The following is a 17,791-nucleotide window of genomic DNA, read 5'->3' on the forward strand; positions in this document are numbered from 1 at the left end:
GAGGAGAAATCAGAGGTGCAACGTCAAGGGACAGATCTTAGACTTTGCGAATCAACCACTCGAACGGCTCGACGATGCCGCGCGGTTCGATTCGCAGCGGAACATTCACTTTGCTGCCATGATCAAGTCGCTGCGAACAGGCCCCGGTCACGCTGGAAGCGAAAAACCCGACCGTCGAAAACCGTTCGCCAATTTGTTGCCAGAGATTGGGCGTTCGATCTCGAGCGTATCGATCAGGATTGGCGAAGCAAGGATCGCACTGGTCCGCCTTGGAGAAGACGATCGCCATCGGCCGGGTGCATTTGCCCCGTTTCTTCTTTTGCGATTGTTCGCTGAGATAGGTGATCAGCTTCATCATGAAGTAGTTTTGTTCCTGCGAACCATCCTCGATCCGCTCGGTATCGACTAACAGCAGAACGCCGGCGCATTTGCGGAGGAACGAATGAATGGCGGGGTACGAGTGCGGGTGATCGACCTCTTCGAGGATCGCTTCGCCAGCCATGTCGGGCATGATCAGTTCGATCGGGCGTTTGTGGCTGGGCAGCTTGGCTTGGCAGTGGACCCAGTTCCAGCGGTCCGGTTCGTTTGGCGTCTTTTCGGGAAACGCCGACGAGGCGAGCGCGGCCATCGTGCGCTGCTGTAGCGTGATTGAGAAGGCGCCGCGGGCCAGCACCTGTACGCGATTGTTACGCCGCGTCAGCATGTCGAGCAACATGCCGAGATAGACCGTCTTGCCGGCCGCGGCGGTACCTAGCACCGCAATCATGCCGGGCTCGATCCCTTGCGTATTGGCTTGATGCGACAGGGCCATCGGGGCCGAACAATGTCGGCAGAGTTCGACGTCGTAGTTGTTGTCGCCGCCGCAGATGTAACACGAAATCGGAACCGCGTATTGCGCCAGGCGATACGATTCCATCGCTACGAGAGCTTTGCGTACCATAAGATTAGTTCTCCCCGCCTGCCGCAGCGGCGGCTTCTAGTTCTACTTCCATCTCGCCGCCGTCGAAGGATTCTTCGTCCGGCAGAATATCGCAATAGCTGACCGCACAGCGGAACCCGATGTTGTGCTTGCGAGCGATCGCCTTATCGCCGCTTTGATAATCGCACGAAGCCTGGTGATCAAAGTAAGTGTCGTACGCGCCGCCGCGGAGGCTGCGCATCGCACTATCAATCACCAGTTGATCTCCAGGAGCCCGCCAGGCGCCAAAGCGGCTGGAGGTCCACTCCCAGACGTTGCCAATCAGTTGGTGGCAACCGGCGACGCTCGCGCCCGGTGCGTACTGATCGACCGGAACGACATGCTCTGGACCGCAGCCCCAAAGGTTTGCCCGACCTTGGTCCATTGATTCGCCCCACGGAAAACGACGTTGAATCGGCTCGGCGCCAGGCAGCGGCACCGGCCAGGCGCCAGCCTTGATCCATTCGGGATCGGTCGGCAGACGCTTGCCGACCCAGCGGGCGTAAGCCGCCGCTTCGTACCAGCAAACGCCGACCACCGGATGACGCTCCTCCCCTTCGATAAAGCGTCCGTTCCGCCAGTAGCGCGGGCCAGGCAGCCCCGATTGATCGACAAAGTCGAGCACGGCGGGCCAGATCTCTGGATCCCACAGCGGCATTTGTTCATAACCGCCGGCGTCGACGAATTCCTGGTACTCTTCATTGGTCACTTGAAAACGATCGAGATAGACCGCTTCGACCCGCACCAGGTTGCCGCCGTAGCCTTGGGAATGTTCGTCGTCCGGTTTCGCGCGACCGACCAACACGTCCCCCTCCGGCACGATCGTCATCATGTCGTCGAACGCGTGGCGCGCCTGTTCCAGCAGATGGGGCGGCAGATTGGCCGCGATCTGAGGACGGAGCAGCAGCGAGTAGCGTCCCTGCTCTAACATCAAGCGAGCCAGGGCCTCGGTATCGGTCGGCTCTGGCTCGGGACGAGATTTCGATCTTTGCGGGCGCGCTACGTTGACGGCCGCGGCTTCCGCCTGCTGGCGACGTCGCAGCAGCGCATAGGCGCCGCCGGCTACCGCCGCCAATACGGCCACGCCAACTACGATTTGCCAGAATCCGGCCAGCCAGGCGATTCCTAGCGCGCCGACGGCGACGCCGATCGTCAGCGTCAACCAATGTTGTTTGAAGAAGAGCATGGGAATCGTTCCTGCAACAAGTTTGATAGCGCCCCTGCGCTGGTAGCGCACGCTTACCGATTCTGGCCGTTGGCTCGTCGACGGTTGATGTCACGTTGAAGTTTGGCGAACTGGGCCATCACCGAATCGACAACGTTGTCGCCCCCCATCGGACGCGACTGAGTCGACTCGCGGACGACGGTGTTGGTGCCGACCGACGTGGACGAGAGCGACTCGTCAGGCGGCGCTGGACGGGTGGCGATGGCGCCCGACTGCCGTTCAAGCATCGTCCGCATCGACTTCAGTTCGGTCGACCACTCGGCTCGCTCGGCGGCGATTTCGCGTTGCTGGCGATCGACGGTAGCGGTTAGCTCGGCGGCCCGGTTGCGGACGCGAGCAAGTTCGTCTTCCAACTCGACGAAGTCGTCTTCGTGCCCTTCGCTGAAGCTGTCGCCCCGATCAAAATGTTGCTGCGCATCGAGCAGTTCGATCTTGACGGCGGCCAGTTGTTGTTTGAGATGGGCGATTTCGCCGCGGCTTTCTTCCAGATCTCGCTGGGCCTGAGCGGAGTCTCGCAGTTGTTGTTCAAGTTCCAGGTTGCGCTGCTGCGCTTCGGCTAGCAACGATTGATTCGCTTGGTCAGCGCCGCTTTGCGCCTTCCATTGTTCCGCTTCAGCGCGCGCAGCGGCAAGTTCCGACTGGGCGGCGGCGAGATGTTGTTCGTGCTGTTGGATCGTCTGTTGCAGTTGGGCCAGCTCGGCCGACGAGGCGGAGGCGCCTTGAGCGTCAGCCGCTTGCTGAGCGACGGCTTGTGAGGCTTCTTGCGAGCGTCGTTCGAACTCGGCGGAGAGTCGTGCTAGTTCCGCGACGAGTTCTTCTACGAATTGCTCGAGGCCCTGATTGTGAGCCTTGAGCTGCTCGAGCGCCTCCTCCAGGGCCGGGTAGCCTACCTGGAGCAACTGTTCTGGATTGGCAGTCACGGCGATTCTTCTTCCCACCCAGGCGTGATCGATTCGTGCGCTCGCCTTCAGTGCGAGCCTGCGTATGAAAAGCAGTGGAAGCGGCGAAGCGCCTCCGTCTCTGAAAAGGAAATGAGGACGAGCGGCCGGGTGCGACCTTCGCCAACTGAAAAGTAGGTCGAATTCTTCTCGCAGGCAAAGAATCAAGATTCCGTTTGTCTACTTTTTCGTGGCAAAGGCCCATAGGCGGTATATTCAAAACATTCCGCGCGACCGTTAAAATCAGCGTAGACCTTTTTCATGCCGGCAAATGGATGTTAGGTTTAGGTCAGACAACAGTTGATCTTTCCGCCGCAAACGAAGGAGCCTTCCCCATGATTCGCACATTGTTGCTTCCCGCCATTTTGCTTTCGGTGCTCGCTAGCGTTGGTTCGGTCAGCGCCGCCTCGGTTGAGCCTTCCTGCTGTGCGCCGCAGCCGGCGCCGTGCTGCGAGACCCCCTGTATCAAGTATCGCGACCATCATCGTCGCTGTTCGAAGATCTGCTGCAGCTGCGAACCGCCGGTTAAAACGATCCTGGTGGTTGAGAAGCCCTGCACCAGCTGCGCGTATGAAGTTCCGGTTTGCTTGCCGGCCTGCTGCACCGGCGCTCCGCAAGTTTGCAGCCGCGCGGGCATCTTCGGTCGCAAGATCGTCGAGTATCAGTGGTGCTGCGGTTTCCGCGTCAAAATGGTCTTCACCCACTGCGGCGACCTGATCGTTCACTCTTACTACTAGAGCGACCCGCTTCAGCAGTACGAAATCAAAGAACCCCGCCAGCGTATGGCGGGGTTTTTCTTTTGCCTTTGGCGACGGTTGCGGGGTACGATAGAACATAGAAGCGTCGACTACCCACCTCATCTATGCAGGCGTTCTCTATGAGTAGTAGGAAATCTAAGACCGCGCGCAAAGCGAAAGCGCACGGCCATCGTCCGGGCGAAGGTCAGCAACTGCAGACCGCCGATTCGATGACGATCTTCTGGACGCTCTGCGGCGTCACCACCCTGATTGCCGAGGTCGCGAATCTTGCCGTACTCAGTTACGTCTGGGCGAGCGGCGAGCCTTCGATGCGTTTGGAATCGATTGCGATGTTATTGCTGATGGTCGCCATGGTGACCGGCACAATTAGCATATTGCTGATCCCGATCGTGCTGCAGCAAGGCCGCAACGTCCCTAAGGCGATTGTCCGGGCAATCCTGGTGATCGGCCTGTTGCCCTGGCTGGCGTTCTTCGTGCAGTTGGGAAGATAAGAAAGCCTGGACGCTACTTGCCGAGGTCTTTCGCTTCCTGTTCTTTGATCTGCTCGAGAAAACCTTTCGGGCGCAGGTCGGCTTCTTTGAAGCCGGCGGAGATCAGCGACTGCATCGAAGCCTTCAAGGCGGTTGCCGGCTGGCCGTTTCGTTCCGAGAGATAATTCGCAGCGAAGAACGCTCGCTTGCCGGCGTTGCTATAGCAGTAGACGTCTTTTCCCTCGGGGAGCGACGCGATGATCTTCCTGCATTCGGGGTCGAAGGCGATCCGAGAGAAGGGCGCCAGCATCGCGCCCTCGATGTGTCCCTTCTTCCACTCGACCCCTTCGCGGACGTCGAGCAGCACGATTTCGTCCTTCTCGAATCGCGCGAGCAGTTTCTTCAGATCTTCCGCTTGGGTCTGACTGGCGATGACGCCCAACAGCATAATCGCTACGAGCGTGATATTCGTGCGAATCGTCATCCAGCGAATCCTCCGAACCGATTTGGGTGGCGCGATTAAAACTCGGCGCTCCCCGGCGTACGGGGGAAGGGGATCACATCGCGGATGTTACCCATGCCGGTAATGAACTGTAGGATGCGCTCGAGCCCTAGTCCAAAACCAGAGTGAGGGATCGTGCCGTATTTCCGCAGTTCTAGATACCACCAATAATCGGCTGGATTGAGTCCTTGCTCCTGCATTCGTCCTTCCAGCACGTCTAATCGTTCCTCACGCTGGCTGCCGCCGATGATTTCGCCCACCTTGGGGGCCAAGACGTCCATGGCCCTGACTGTTTTGCCATCTTCGTTACAACGCATGTAGAACGGTTTAATCGTGCGCGGATAATCGTGCAGAATCACCGGCTGTTTGAAATGGACTTCGGTCAAGAAACGCTCGTGCTCCGACTGCAGATCGGTTCCCCAATCGACCTTGTATTCAAACTTCTGCCCGCTCTTCAGCAGCACGTCGATCGCGTCGGTGTAGCTGACTCGCAGGAACTCGCTGTCGGCCATCAAGGTGAGCGTCGACAGGACGGTGTCGTCGATGCGGTCGTTGAAGAACTGCAGGTCGTCGCCGCAGTCGCGTAGCACGTCCGAGATAATCCGTTTGATGAAGTCTTCGGCGACCTGCATGTTCCCTTCGAGGTCAACGAACGCCATCTCGGGCTCAACCATCCAGAACTCGGCCAAGTGACGCGAGGTGTTGGAGTTCTCGGCTCGGAAGGTCGGACCGAACGTGTAGACGTTCCCAAGGGCCGTCGCGAAGATTTCGCCTTCCAACTGTCCGCTGACCGTTAGGTACGAAGGCCGCTCGAAGAAGTCTTGCGTGTAGTCGACCTTGCCGTTTTGTTTCGGCGGCGCTTCCAAGTCGAGCGTCGTCACCTTGAACATCTCGCCGGCGCCTTCGCAGTCGCTGGCGGTGATGATCGGCGTATGCACGTACAGGAAGCCGCGCTCTTGGAAGAAGTTGTGGATCGAACGCGAAACGCAGTTGCGCACGCGGAACACGGCGCCAAACGTATTGGTGCGCGGCCGCAGGTGGGCCCACTCGCGGAGCTTCTCCATGGAGTGCCGCTTCTTCTGCAGCGGATAGGTCTCGACGTCGGCCCAGCCGTAGACGTGGATTTCGCTCGCTTGAACTTCGGTCGTTTGACCCTTGCCCTGGGATGCGACGATTTCACCCACGACCCGCAAACTACAGCCGGGAGACAGCTTTTTCACTTCGGCTTCGTAGTTGTCGAGCTTGCCGTCGGCGACCACCTGAATGTTGCCCATACAACTGCCGTCGTTCAGTTCGATAAAGCTGAAGCCGGCTTTACTGTCGCGGCGGGTGCGAACCCAGCCTTCGAGCGTGACTTGATTGCCGACTTGATCGGCGGAGAGGGCGGTGCGAACGGTGATTTTTTGCATGACGAACTTTCCGAAGCTTGCGGTGCGAAGATTGTATTCTAGCCGCGCAGGTTCGAAAGCAAAAAGGGCGGCCGCGTCTGGAAAATGCGACCGCCCTGGAGTTATTTCTTCTGGCGATTTTTCTATTCTGCGGCGTCGGCTTTCGGCGCATCGGGCTTACGTAAGAAAAAGCCGATGAAGACCGCCAAGATGTAGGCGACCGCTAGGCTCAACACCACGTTGGTGGCCAGAGCGTTCGCCGGATTCTTGTCGGTCCATTTACCCCACAACGACTGACCAGCCGCCCCAAAGGCGCCGACCACCGCCGCCACCATCAACACGTTCCAGGCGACCATCGAGATACCGGTCGGCTTTTGGTCTCCCAGGATTCGCTTGCTGTTCATCATCAGGAAGAACGTCGTGTAGGCGATCGGCAGCAGCAGGATCGCAAAGCTCGACGCGGCGATCGCCAGCCAGATGCGGGCTTCGCCGGTCCAGGCGACCACCCACGAAGCTCCGGCCAGACCGGCGACGATGCAGCCGATCACGTGCGGGGCTCCGCCAGCTTTGGCGCCCAGCATCTCGGTAAACGCATAGCCGTTGATCAGCATCAAGATGATGATCGTGGAGAAGCCCATCCCGAAGACGCCTAGACCAAAGATCAAGCGAGCGGTCGCTTTGCCGACGAGCGGCGCGAGCGCTTCGGACAACTGGTCGGCATTTCGCTGTACCAGCGAAGCGACGATTAACCGTTCCGGTTCGTTCAACTTCGTCAGAAACTCTGGCGCCAGCGAAGCGGTCAGGTCTTTCTCTTCTTTGGCGATCTGCAGCTTGGTTTGGCCGGCGTTGTCCTCCGCGATTTCCGCGTATTGGTCGGCGTATTTCTCCTTCAGCAGCGGTGTAATCACGGCCGTGGCGCCGCCAAAGATCGGCGACTTGGCGACTTCGGCCGGATCGCTGCTGAGCCAATAGGGATCGATTTTCGGATCGTTGTAGTTGCTGCCGTTAAAACGGCCGGCCGAAGCGATCACCACACAGGTGGTCACGATGATGTAGGGAATCGCCATACCGGTCGAAAGGTCAAAGCGAGCCATGCCGCGGAACGGGCGATCCCAACCGCGAGCCAACATCGAGTAGGGCAGTAGGAAGGTCATATTGATGCCGACCGCCGTCGCTGCGGCGCCAATCATCACGGCGCTTTGGTTACTGACGATCTTGTCGTAGAAGAACTGGCGATAATTTTCGGTGGTTTGATCGACCAACATCGCCAAGTCGCCGGTCGGAGCGCTCAACTGACTGAGGTCCGGAATGAAGCCCGAGAAGATCTCTCCCCAGTTCAAAGCTCCTTGTCCCGCCATCAACAACACGACGCCAAAGAAGCAGATCACTACCATGCCGACTAGCAGCTTCAGCAGCACGTCAAAGATCTTGGCCCCGGTCCCGCCACGGGTATTAAGCAAGACCACGAAGCCTGCCGCCACCAACAGAATGATTGAAACGGTCCATTTCGACGTAACGCTACCGTCGATCAAGCCGGGCAGCAGGTTTTTGTCGAGCGCGTCATAGCAGAGCGAAAACTGCGGCATGATGAAAATCATGTTCGCCAGGCAGGTCGCGATTACCCAGCCCCAACCAAGCGCCGGATTAATGTGCGAATTGATTTCGCCAAACGGCTTCTGGCCCGTCGAGAGCGTGACATAGCTGATCGCCGAAAGCATCACCACGCCCAGGATGATCGCCATCAGCTGCAGCCACAGCATGTTAGTGCCGCCGAGCGAACCGAGATAGAGAGCGCCGGCAAGCGAACCGCCCCCCAGCGTGATCGCACTTTGCAGCCAGCCCGGCCCCGAGAGGCGCACGAAGGCGAAAAGCGGCGCGAGCCCCCCCTTGGCATACGCGTCCTGCAAAATTTCTCGGTCGGTCTGAACGTGGTTACTCTGAGACTCGGGCGGAGCGGGAGCGTTCGATTCGGACATGGCTTGGGGCGGAAACTCGTGTGAGTGAGAAGATGGTGAGGAGGGTCTAGTGTAAACCGCATTCAACCCCGCTTGTAGCGCCTTCCAGCGAAGGCGCTACATTTTTCTGCGGGTGAGTTTCGAGAGTTTGCGGATTAGTGGTGACCTTGCGCGGCGAGATAGCGCTCGGCGTCCAGGGCGGACATACAACCGGTCCCCGCGGCCGTAACCGCCTGGCGATAGTAGTCGTCAGCCACGTCCCCAGCGGCGAAGACCCCTTCGACGCTGGTGTTGGTCCGAAACGGAACCGTCCATTTGAGGTATTTCTTGTCGGTCATTTCCAGCTTCCCTTCCAGGAAGTCGGTATTCGGCGTGTGGCCGATCCCCAGGAAAAAACCGGACGCTTCATATACTTTCGACGAGTCGTCGACCACGTTCTTGATTCGGGCGCCGGAAACGCCGTTGTCGTCATCCCCCAAGACTTCTTCGACGACCGAGTTCCAGACGAACTCGATCTTGGGGTTCTTTTCGGCCCGCTCAGCCATGATTTTCGACGCTCGCAACTCTTCCCGGCGATGAACCAGGTAGACTTTCGACGCAAATTTGGCCATGTAGTCGGCCTCTTCGACCGCCGAGTCGCCGCCGCCAACCACGATGCAAGGTTTGTCGCGGAAGCGGGGGAGGGCGCCGTCGCAGACCGCACAGGCGCTAACCCCGCGATTTTTGTACATCGCCTCTGAGGGGAGGCCGAGATAGTTAGCCCGGGCGCCGGTCGCAATGATCACTGAGTGAGCTTCGACCGTCTCTCCTTCACGCGTTTTCAGGCGGAAGGGACGGACGTCGAAGTCGACCTCGACGATATCGTCGCCGACAACGCGGGTGCCAAAGTTCTTCGCTTGCTGACGCATCAGCTCCATCAGTTCCGGCCCGCTGACGCCATGCTTCATGTGGGGCGCCATGTATTGGCGGAGCTCGGAATCGATCGAGTCGTCCAGATAGGCGGTCATGTCGCCTGACGGAAAGCCGGGGAAGTTCTCGACTTCGGTCGTCATGGCGAGCTGACCGAGCGGTCCGCGTCCAACATCGTAATGTTCCTGGAGCGGCGCCCCTTCAAACACAAGAGGTTGAATCTCCGCTCGAGCGGCGTAGATCGCCGCAGTCCAACCGGCAGGTCCGCTTCCAATAATGACGACTTTCTCGGCCACGAAATCGACTTTCTATGATTTTAGGTAATAGCTGGGCCCCTTGGCCATAACACAACCATCGCGTCATTATAGGCGGCTGACGCCGTTCGTCCACTGCGGGGAAAGGGCGCCGGTTGACGATTTTCAGCCGCTTTGGTACGATCAGCCGCTTGTTTCCATCCCTTGCCACCCGCAGGGGAGCACAATCACCGGGAAGAGGGCCAACGGCCCGCGGCCGGAACATGTGGAAAGCGTCTTTCTGGTTGTCGATCCGCTGCTGGCGAAGTGAGGCGGATCGGTCAGGAACTGTCGAAGTTTGTCGGACAGTTCTGCGGCTAGAAGGATCGGAGTATCGCTTCGCAGAGGCTGAACCTTCTTAGGTAAACGCTTCTCCGGCAATAGTAGGTGCCGGCATCGCTCAGTTGGCACACATCGTATCCTGGCGTTCCCACTGTTAAGGAAAGCCTCTATGTCTACTGACGGCAGTGCAAACTCCGTAATCAAAGAACTGGTCGAATCGGGCATCCACTATGGTCACCGCACCAGCCGGTGGAACCCGAAAATGGCGCCGTATATCTACGCCAAAAAGAACCAGATCCACATCATCGACGTCCGCGAAACGATCCGCGGTCTGCTGCGTGCCAAGAAGTACCTGACGCAGGTCTCCGAAGGGGGCTCGCTGGTCTTGTTCGTCGGCACCAAGCGTCAAGCGGGCGCCGCGATCGAACGCGAAGCTGAACGTTGCGGCATGCCGTTCATCAACGAACGTTGGCTCGGCGGTACGCTCACCAACTTCCGCACCATTCGCAGCCGCCTGACCCGTCTGGAAGAGCTGGAATCGATTCTGGAAGGGGACGAACTGCACAAGTATTCGAAGAAGATGCAGTCGTCGCTGGCCCGCGAACATCGCAAGATGTACCGCAACCTGAACGGTCTGCGGACCATGAATCGCCTGCCGGAAACGCTGGTGATCATCGACCCGAAAAAAGAACGCAATGCGATTCGCGAAGCCCAATCGCTGGGAATCACGACGCTCGCCCTGACCGATACCGACTGCGATCCGGATGAAATCGATTTGCCGGTGCCGGGCAACGACGACGGCATTCGCTCGATCGAATTGTTCGTCAAGCACCTGGCCGATGCGGTCATCGACGGCAAGCACAACATCGCCATGAAGGGCAAAGACGCGGCGCCGGCTTCGTAATTGCGAATGCGGGTCCTCTCGTTCATCAAAGATTCAAGGGAAGCGAGTAGGCTAAACTCCTTCCCTAATACACGTACGAACCAATTCTGACACCGACTAAATCTCGGAGAATCTGATATGGCAGGAATTTCGGCGGCTGCGGTGAAATCACTCCGCGAAAAGACCGGACTTCCCATGATGGAATGCAAGAAGGCGCTGTCCGAAGCGGGCGGCGACGAAGACGGCGCGATCCGCTGGTTGCGTGAAAACGGCGCCGCGATCGCCAGCAAGCGTTCGGATCGCGTGACCGAATTCGGTCGCTTCGGCGTTTACGCCGACGTCGAGAAGGGCGTTGGCGCCATGGTCGAACTGAAGTGCGAAAGCGCCTCGGTGGTCCAGCTCGACGACTTCATCGCTTTGTCCGACGATATGGCGAAAGTGCTGGCCGAAGGGCCGGGCGCTGCGACCGCCGAAGAGCTGTTGGCTCAACCGTCGACGATCAAGCCGGGTCAGACGCTGGGCGAAGTTCGCGACGACCTGTTCAATCGCGTTCGCGAAGTCTTCAACATCGGTCGTATGATCCGCATTGATGGGTCCGCCGGCGGTTATAGCCACAACAGCAGCACCGTCGCCGGTGTGTTGATCGAAGTCGAAGGTGGCGACAACGAAACCGCCAAAGACGTTTCGATGCACATCGCCGCGATGCGTCCTTCGGCCCTCACGGTTGAAGAACTCGATCCCAAGGTTGTCGAAAACGAGCGTTCGATTCTGACCGAAGCGGCTCGTAACGAAGGCAAGCCGGAAAAGATCATCGAAAAGATGGTCGAAGGTCGCCTGCGTAACTTCTACGCCGAGTCGGTTCTGCTCGAACAGCCGTTCGTGAAAGACGACAAGCAAACCGTTGGCGCCTACGCCAAGAGCAAGGGGATGACCGTCAAGCGGTTCGTCCATTGGAGCCTGGGTGAAGAGCCCTCGGCCGAAGGCTAGTCCTTTCGCGGAGTTCCGCACCAACAAAATGAAGAGGCCCTGCTCACTGTAGCAGGGCTTTTTCGTTCTTGTTGTCTTTGCCTACCGCAAACCGGCGGCGTCGGCTGTGCGGCGCACTACGTTTCCGGTAGAATTCCACCGACGAATTCGGCTTCTCCCTCTTTATTTTGCCAAGGTTCGCCGCATGACCCAAACGGACGCACTTTCGCCGCATTACTCTCGCATCGTTCTCAAGCTTTCCGGCGAGAGCTTTTCCCGCCATGGCGAACGCGGGATCGCCATGGATGAAGTGGTGCATATCTCGCGGCAAATCCACCAGGCCTCGCAGCTCGGCTGCCAGATCTCGGTGGTGATCGGCGGCGGTAACATCCTCCGCGGCGGTCAATTCAAGAATGAAAGCGCAATGATCCAAGAGGCGACGGCCCACTATATGGGGATGTTGGCCACCGTGATCAATGGGCTGGCGTTGCAGGACGCGCTCGAATCGCTGGGCTGCGAAACGCGGCTGACGACGGCGATTCGGATGGATGGCGTCGCCGAGCCCTACATTCGCCGCCGTGCGAAGCGGCACCTGGAGAAAGGTCGCATCGTGATCCTGGCGGCCGGAACCGGCAGTCCCTTTGTCACGACCGACACTGCCGCCGCTCAGCGAGCGCTGGAGTTGGAAGCGGACATCCTGATGAAAGCGACGCGGGTCGATGGGGTTTATAGCGATGACCCCGAGAAGAACCCCCACGCCATTTTCTATCGCAATTTGGATTTTGCGACCGTGCAAGCGCAAAACCTGCGAGTGATGGACTCGACCGCGATCACCCACTGCCGTGAACATGGCATGCCGATCTTGGTGTTCAACTACCGCACCGACGGCAACATTCAGCGTGCCGTGCGGGGCGAACATGTCGGGACGTTGATTTCTCCCGAACTACAACCGGTGAACTAGCGAAGGCGCCGGTTTTGCGCTGCGAGACAGGGAAGTTGACCTTACTGGAGTTCTCCAGTTTGCCCTGCTCCCGTCGATCGCGGCGAATTTCCTGTTAGGATAACTCCAACGGAGCCGCATATTTTCTTCAGGGCTAAAGTAGGGTAGCCTTATGAAGATTGTTCACGACGCAGGGCGTCGTTCTCGTCTCTGCTGGACACCTCAAATTCAATCGTGGGACCGAGCCATGAGCGCTGACACAATTACAACGGAAGCCGAAGATCGCATGGACAAGGCGATTGAGCATCTGAAGAACAATCTTTCCGGCATACGAACTGGCCGTGCGACCCCGGGGCTTGTCGACTCGCTGCGCGTCGAGGTCTACGGTTCGCTGCAACCGATCAAGCAAATCGCATCGGTCAGCGTGCCTGAGCCGACCCAGTTGTTGATTCGCCCCTATGACACCAGCGCGATCAAGGACATCGAGAAAGCGATCGTCGCCAGCGATTTGGGAATGGCCCCGCAGAGCGATGGACGCGTGATCCGTTTGAATGTTCCGGCCCTGTCGACCGAAGTTCGCAAGAAGTTGGTCGCCCGGATCAAAGAACTGGCCGAAGAGGCGAAGGTCTCGATCCGCAACGTCCGCCGCGACTGCAACAAGTCGGCCGAAAACGCGGAGAAGGCAAAGGAGATCGGCGAAGACATCCGCGACGACATCAAGAACGAAATTCAAGAACTCACAAAAAAGTTTGAAGAAAAAGTCTCAGAAATGGCCAAGGCCCGCGAAACGGAAGTGATGGACGGCTAACGTTCGTCGTAAAATAGAACAGCTCAGCAAGGTCGCGGCGCCACCATTGGTGCACGCGACCTTTTTTCGTTTATGACGCCGTAAGTTGAGATTGATCTGATGCTTCGTTTTGAGAGTCGAATGTTTTCGTTAGTTTGGGCCGCCGTGGCGCTGGTCGCCGGTTTCGGCGCCGCTTCGCAAGCTTCGGCGGGAGACGCTCGGGTGAAACGCATTCTGGAAACCAAAGAGCCGCTGGTGATTGGACATCGGGGCGCCTCAGCATTCGCTCCGGAGAACACGATCCCGTCGTTCCAACTGGCGATCGAGCAGAAGGCGGACCTGGTGGAGCTCGACTACTACCACAGCGCCGATGGCGTGCCGTTCTGCATTCACGATAAGACCTACGATCGGACGACCAACGCCAACCAGCAGTGGAAGAGCAAGAAAACCGAAATCGCCGCCAAAGACTGGTCGGATATCGCCGGGCTGGATGCCGGCAGCTGGTTCGACGCGAAGTTCGCTGGCGTCAATGTGCCGAAACTTGATCAGGCGATCGAAGCGATTCAAGCTGGAAGCGTCACGCTGATCGAGCACAAGCAAGGAGACGCCGACACCCTGATCCAACTGCTTAAAGAGAGAGATTGGACCGACAAGCTGGTCGTCCAATCGTTCGACTGGGATTTCGTCGCTCGCTGTGCCGAACTAGAGCCTTCGCTGGCGATCGCCGCTTTGGGTAGCGACAAGTTGACCGCCGAGCGGATCGCCCCGATCGTCGACAAGGTCGAAGTGATCGCGTGGAACTACAAGTTCGTCGATAAGGCGGCCGCCGACATGGTTCACAAGCAAGGCAAGAAGCTATTCGTCTACACGGTCAACGATCCGCAAATGGCGAAACAGCTGGTCGAACTTGGCGTCGATGGCATCATCACCGATCGCCCCGGCGAGATTGGTGCCGCGATTCGCAAGTAGAAGCGGTTGCTAGCAGCCAGGAAGATCAAACAAGGACGGTGCGAAGGGTCGCGCCGTCCTTTTTGCTGCGCGGGGCGAATCGATCTTGACCCCATTCGCGATGAGGCCTATTCTGCTGCGCCCTAACTTATTAGGGATCGACCCGCATGGATGCAAACTTTAGAAAAAATCGATCGATTTTCACAGAAGCAAGGAGGCGAGTGTGACTACGTTTCGAAACGCCCATCGAACAACCTGGGCCATTATCGCGGGCGGCTTCGTTCTGGTCGCTATCGGCGCGATTACCGTTCGCAATCTTGGTGGCGAAAACAGCGCTGTCGCCCAGCAACCAAACGCCGCTCAAGCCGCCGCTCCGGCGATTAAGACGGTTGCCGTCGTCAATCGCGAGCCCATTACCCGGGATGAGCTGGGACGCGAAGCGGCTCGTCGCTTCGGCGAAACCGTGCTCGAAAGCGTGATCAACAAACGCTTGATTGCCGACGAATGCCAAAAACGAAACATTCAGATCACCCAGACCGAAATCGACGCCGAAGTCGAACACACGGCCAAGAAATTTGGTCTTTCGGTCGAAAAGTGGTTCCTGCTGCTGAAAGATGAACGGAACGTCACGCCGGCTCAGTACCGCAACGATATCGTCTGGCCGACGATGGCCTTGCGTCGTTTGGCCGCCAGTCGCTTGGAAGTGACTCAGGAAGAACTGAACGAAGCCTGGGAAACGCAATTTGGCCCGAAGGTGAAGTGCCGGATGATCTCGGTCACCGACCGCGCCCTGGCTGAAGAGCTGCGGGCCAAAGCGGCCGCCAATCCGGAGGCGTTCGCCGACATGGCGAAGGACTTCTCGGAAGATCCGAACAGCGCCGCCGCTCGCGGTCTGATTCCGCCGATCAGCAAGAACATGGGAACGCCGGAAGTGGAAGACTTGGTCTTCGCCTTGAAGGAAGGAGAAGTCTCGCAGGTTCTCTTTACCGCCGGGCAGTACCTGATCTTCCGCTGCGAATCGCATCTGCCGCCAACCCAAGTCGATGAGAAAAAACAGCCCGAGATCGCCCAACGCATGGTCGAAGCGATTCGCGAGCACAAGCTCCGCTCGTCGGCCGGCGACGTTTACGAAGAACTGCAGAAGAACGCCAAGATCGAGAACTTCCTGGAAGATCCGACCGGTCAGCCGGCGTCCAACGTGATCGCCACCCTCAACGGGCAGCCGATCATGCTGCACGACCTGGAAGAGGAGTGCATCACCCGTCATGGCGTCGAGGTGCTGGATGGCGAAATCAATCGCCGCGTCCTGCAGCAAGCTTTGAAGTCGCACAACCTGGAAGTGACCGAACAGGACCTGAATGACGAGATCAGCCGCGCCGCCGACTCGTATGGTTTCCTGAAACAGGATGGCTCGCCCGATTTTGAAGCCTGGCTCGAGGAAGTGACCCAAGAGCAGAACATCACCGTCGAGGTTTATGTTCGCGATGCCGTTTGGCCGACCGTCGCCCTGAAGAAGCTGGTCGCCGAAAAGGTCCAGGTCACCGAAGAAGACGTCCAGAAGGGCTTTGAAGCCAACTATGGAGAACGGGTCCAAGTCTTGGCGATCGTGCTCGACAATCAGCGTCGCGCCCAGGAAGTGTGGGACATGGCCCGCAAAAACCCGAGCGAGCAGTTCTTTGGCGAACTGGCCCGTCAGTACTCGATTGAGCCGGTCTCGAAGAACAACGACGGTCAGGTGCCGCCGATTCGCCGCAATGGCGGTCAGCCGAAGCTGGAAGAAGAAGCCTTCCGCCTGCAGCCGGGCGAACTGTCGAGCATCATCAACGTCGGCCGTCAGTCGTTGATCCTGAAGGCTCTTGGCCGCACCAAGCCGACGATCACCGACATCAACGTCGTCCGTGACGAACTGATCAAGGACATCCACGAAAAGAAGATTCGCCTGGAAATGGCCAAGGCGTTCGATCAACTGCGGGAAGAAGCCCAGATCGACAACTTCCTGGCCAATACCACCCAGATGGGTAAAAAGTTGGAAGCTGCCGCCCGACAGCAACCGACTCGTTAATACCGAGACTTCTCCAGAAGTTCTGCAAAACCTGGAAGCCCCGACGGTCGTCGGGGCTTCTTTTTTTAGGTAGCGAGCGAACCTGCGGTCTGTGCTGGCAATCCTCCGATCTAGTCGTCCTTTCCTCCCCGGTCGCCGATTCTTAGAATTACAGTTTCTGCGACTAGTTTCCCCTTACGCATTTGCCGCCTGGCGGCGTTTTTCAGGTTTAGTTCCATGAGCTCCGAATCCGGCCACCCCATCGGTGGCGAGACTCCTTTTGAGGTTGAATATGCGCAGCGCGTTTACCGCCTGCCTCCGTACATGTTCGGCCGCATCAACGCCTTGTTGTACGAAAAGCGGGTCGCCGGACATGACGTCATCGACCTGGGAATGGGCAATCCGTCCGATCCGCCGCAAGAATTCGTCATGGAAAAGATGTGCGAAGCGGTCCGGGACGAGCGGAACCATGGCTACAGCAAGTCGAACGGCATTCGCAACTTGCGGCGGGAAGTCGCCGGCAAGTACCTGAAAAAATATGGCGTACGACTCGATCCCGAGTCGGAAGTGATCGCCTGCCTCGGCTCGAAAGAAGGTTTCTCGCACATGTGCCTAGCCTTGATGGGCCCAGGCGACACGGCAATCGTCCCGGCGCCTTATTTTCCGGTGCACACTTACGCGGTCGCCCTGGCTTCGGGCAACGTCATCGCGCTGGAAGTGGGCGATAGCGAAAAATTCCTGCAAAACATCGCCTACACATGCGAGCATCTTTATCCGAAGCCGAAGTTGCTGATCCTCTGCTATCCGCACAATCCGTCGACGGTGACGGTCGAGCCCGAATTCTTCGTCGAGGTCGTGAAGCTGGCGAAGCGGTATGGCTTTATGGTGATTAGCGACTTCGCCTATGCGGACGTCGCCTTTGACGGTTATAAGCCCCCCAGTTTTCTCTCGGCCCCGGGCGCGTCGTCGGTTGGCGTTGAATTTACGACGATGAGCAAAGGCTACAACATGGCTGGCTGGCGCGTCGGCTTCTGCGCTGGCAACGCCGAAATGATCAAAGGTCTCGCCACGATCAAGGGATACTACGATTACGGCATGTTCCAGGCGATCCAAATCGCGGCGATTGTCGCGCTTCGCGAAGGGGACGCGGCGGTCGAAGAGCAGAGCAAGATTTACGAGAGCCGCCGCGACGTCTTGGTCGATGGGCTGACGCGACTTGGCTGGGGCGTTACCCCGCCAAAAGCCGGCATGTTCGTCTGGGCGAAGATTCCGGAAGTCTGGATGCAGCGCATGAATACCATGGATTTCGCCATGATGCTGCTCGAAAAGGGAGACGTCGCCGTCAGTCCGGGCAGCGGTTTTGGTCCGTGCGGCGAAGGCTACGTCCGGATGGCGATGGTCGAAAACGAAGAACGCTTGCGTCAGGCGGTTCGTCAGATCGGCCGCTGCTTGAAGCAGGAAGAAAAAGAGCTGGTCGGCACGCAGGGCTAAACGGCCGCCGACCGCAATTCCCGTAAACTAGCAGCCCCGGATCGCGAGATTCGGGGC

16 protein-coding genes are annotated in these 17,791 nt (G+C 58.4%); 9 read left to right on the top strand and 7 right to left on the bottom strand.

The annotated features are described in order from the left end of the window. Positions 1-37: 37 nt before the first annotated feature. Genes Enr8_RS24490 through Enr8_RS24500 form a run of 3 tightly spaced genes read right to left on the bottom strand, consistent with a single transcriptional unit; the run spans position 38 to position 3,103 of the window. Positions 38-940 carry a TRAFAC clade GTPase domain-containing protein gene (locus Enr8_RS24490; protein WP_146436857.1) on the bottom strand — a complete coding sequence of 301 codons (903 nt, stop codon included), beginning with the start codon at positions 938-940 and terminating at the stop codon, positions 38-40. A gap of 4 nt (positions 941-944) precedes the next feature. Continuing rightward, entirely contained in the window at positions 945-2,144 is a 1,200-nt protein-coding gene (locus Enr8_RS24495; RefSeq protein ID WP_146436860.1) for a formylglycine-generating enzyme family protein, read from the bottom strand. Between the two features lie 53 nt (positions 2,145-2,197). Next, positions 2,198-3,103 carry a coiled-coil domain-containing protein gene (locus tag Enr8_RS24500; protein ID WP_146436863.1) on the bottom strand — a complete coding sequence of 302 codons (906 nt, stop codon included), beginning with the start codon at positions 3,101-3,103 and terminating at the stop codon, positions 2,198-2,200. A gap of 353 nt (positions 3,104-3,456) precedes the next feature. On the opposite strand from Enr8_RS24500, the gene Enr8_RS24505 reads away from it, so the two are divergent. Both Enr8_RS24505 and Enr8_RS24510 read left to right on the top strand, forming a co-directional pair. Then, complete coding sequence (locus tag Enr8_RS24505) at positions 3,457-3,858, top strand: hypothetical protein (protein ID WP_146436865.1); 402 nt, start codon at positions 3,457-3,459, stop codon at positions 3,856-3,858. A 140-nt stretch (positions 3,859-3,998) separates the two neighbouring features. Then, positions 3,999-4,370: a hypothetical protein gene (locus Enr8_RS24510; RefSeq protein ID WP_146436868.1), complete on the top strand. Its 372-nt coding sequence runs from the start codon at positions 3,999-4,001 to the stop codon at positions 4,368-4,370. 13 nt (positions 4,371-4,383) lie between these two features. On the opposite strand, the gene Enr8_RS24515 is transcribed toward Enr8_RS24510, so the two are convergent. The 4 genes from Enr8_RS24515 to Enr8_RS24530 form a co-directional block, all read right to left on the bottom strand. Further along, entirely contained in the window at positions 4,384-4,833 is a 450-nt protein-coding gene (locus tag Enr8_RS24515; RefSeq protein WP_146436878.1) for a rhodanese-like domain-containing protein, read from the bottom strand. Positions 4,834-4,868: 35 nt separating this feature from the next. Continuing rightward, the gene (gene asnS / locus Enr8_RS24520) at positions 4,869-6,260 is read right to left on the bottom strand and encodes an asparagine--tRNA ligase (RefSeq protein WP_146436881.1); all 1,392 of its coding nucleotides are present in this window, start codon (positions 6,258-6,260) and stop codon (positions 4,869-4,871) included. A 122-nt stretch (positions 6,261-6,382) separates the two neighbouring features. Further along, positions 6,383-8,215 (bottom strand): divalent metal cation transporter, encoded by a 1,833-nt coding sequence (locus Enr8_RS24525; RefSeq protein WP_146436884.1) that lies wholly within the window; start codon positions 8,213-8,215, stop codon positions 6,383-6,385. Positions 8,216-8,349: 134 nt separating this feature from the next. Next, positions 8,350-9,399 (bottom strand): NAD(P)/FAD-dependent oxidoreductase, encoded by a 1,050-nt coding sequence (locus Enr8_RS24530; RefSeq protein WP_146436887.1) that lies wholly within the window; start codon positions 9,397-9,399, stop codon positions 8,350-8,352. Positions 9,400-9,847: 448 nt separating this feature from the next. Between Enr8_RS24530 and rpsB the strand changes: the two genes are divergently transcribed. The 7 genes from rpsB to Enr8_RS24565 all read left to right on the top strand — a co-directional run bounded on the left by rpsB (position 9,848) and on the right by Enr8_RS24565 (position 17,734). Further along, the gene (gene rpsB, locus Enr8_RS24535) at positions 9,848-10,582 is read left to right on the top strand and encodes a 30S ribosomal protein S2 (RefSeq protein ID WP_146436889.1); all 735 of its coding nucleotides are present in this window, start codon (positions 9,848-9,850) and stop codon (positions 10,580-10,582) included. A gap of 117 nt (positions 10,583-10,699) precedes the next feature. Then, a complete protein-coding gene (tsf, locus tag Enr8_RS24540) occupies positions 10,700-11,548 on the top strand; it encodes a translation elongation factor Ts (RefSeq protein WP_146436892.1) in 849 nt (282 codons plus the stop codon). A 184-nt stretch (positions 11,549-11,732) separates the two neighbouring features. After that, on the top strand, positions 11,733-12,488 hold the full coding sequence (gene pyrH / locus Enr8_RS24545; RefSeq protein ID WP_146436895.1) for a UMP kinase: 756 nt from the start codon (positions 11,733-11,735) through the stop codon (positions 12,486-12,488). Positions 12,489-12,714: 226 nt separating this feature from the next. Further along, positions 12,715-13,275 carry a ribosome recycling factor gene (gene frr / locus Enr8_RS24550; protein WP_146436897.1) on the top strand — a complete coding sequence of 187 codons (561 nt, stop codon included), beginning with the start codon at positions 12,715-12,717 and terminating at the stop codon, positions 13,273-13,275. A 120-nt stretch (positions 13,276-13,395) separates the two neighbouring features. Beyond that, entirely contained in the window at positions 13,396-14,223 is an 828-nt protein-coding gene (locus Enr8_RS24555; protein ID WP_186767867.1) for a glycerophosphodiester phosphodiesterase, read from the top strand. Between the two features lie 202 nt (positions 14,224-14,425). Next, positions 14,426-16,264: a peptidylprolyl isomerase gene (locus Enr8_RS24560; RefSeq protein WP_146436903.1), complete on the top strand. Its 1,839-nt coding sequence runs from the start codon at positions 14,426-14,428 to the stop codon at positions 16,262-16,264. Between the two features lie 216 nt (positions 16,265-16,480). After that, complete coding sequence (locus Enr8_RS24565) at positions 16,481-17,734, top strand: aminotransferase class I/II-fold pyridoxal phosphate-dependent enzyme (protein ID WP_146436906.1); 1,254 nt, start codon at positions 16,481-16,483, stop codon at positions 17,732-17,734. Positions 17,735-17,791 lie beyond the last annotated feature (57 nt).

The organism is Blastopirellula retiformator, from assembly GCF_007859755.1.
Classification (GTDB): domain Bacteria; phylum Planctomycetota; class Planctomycetia; order Pirellulales; family Pirellulaceae; genus Blastopirellula; species Blastopirellula retiformator.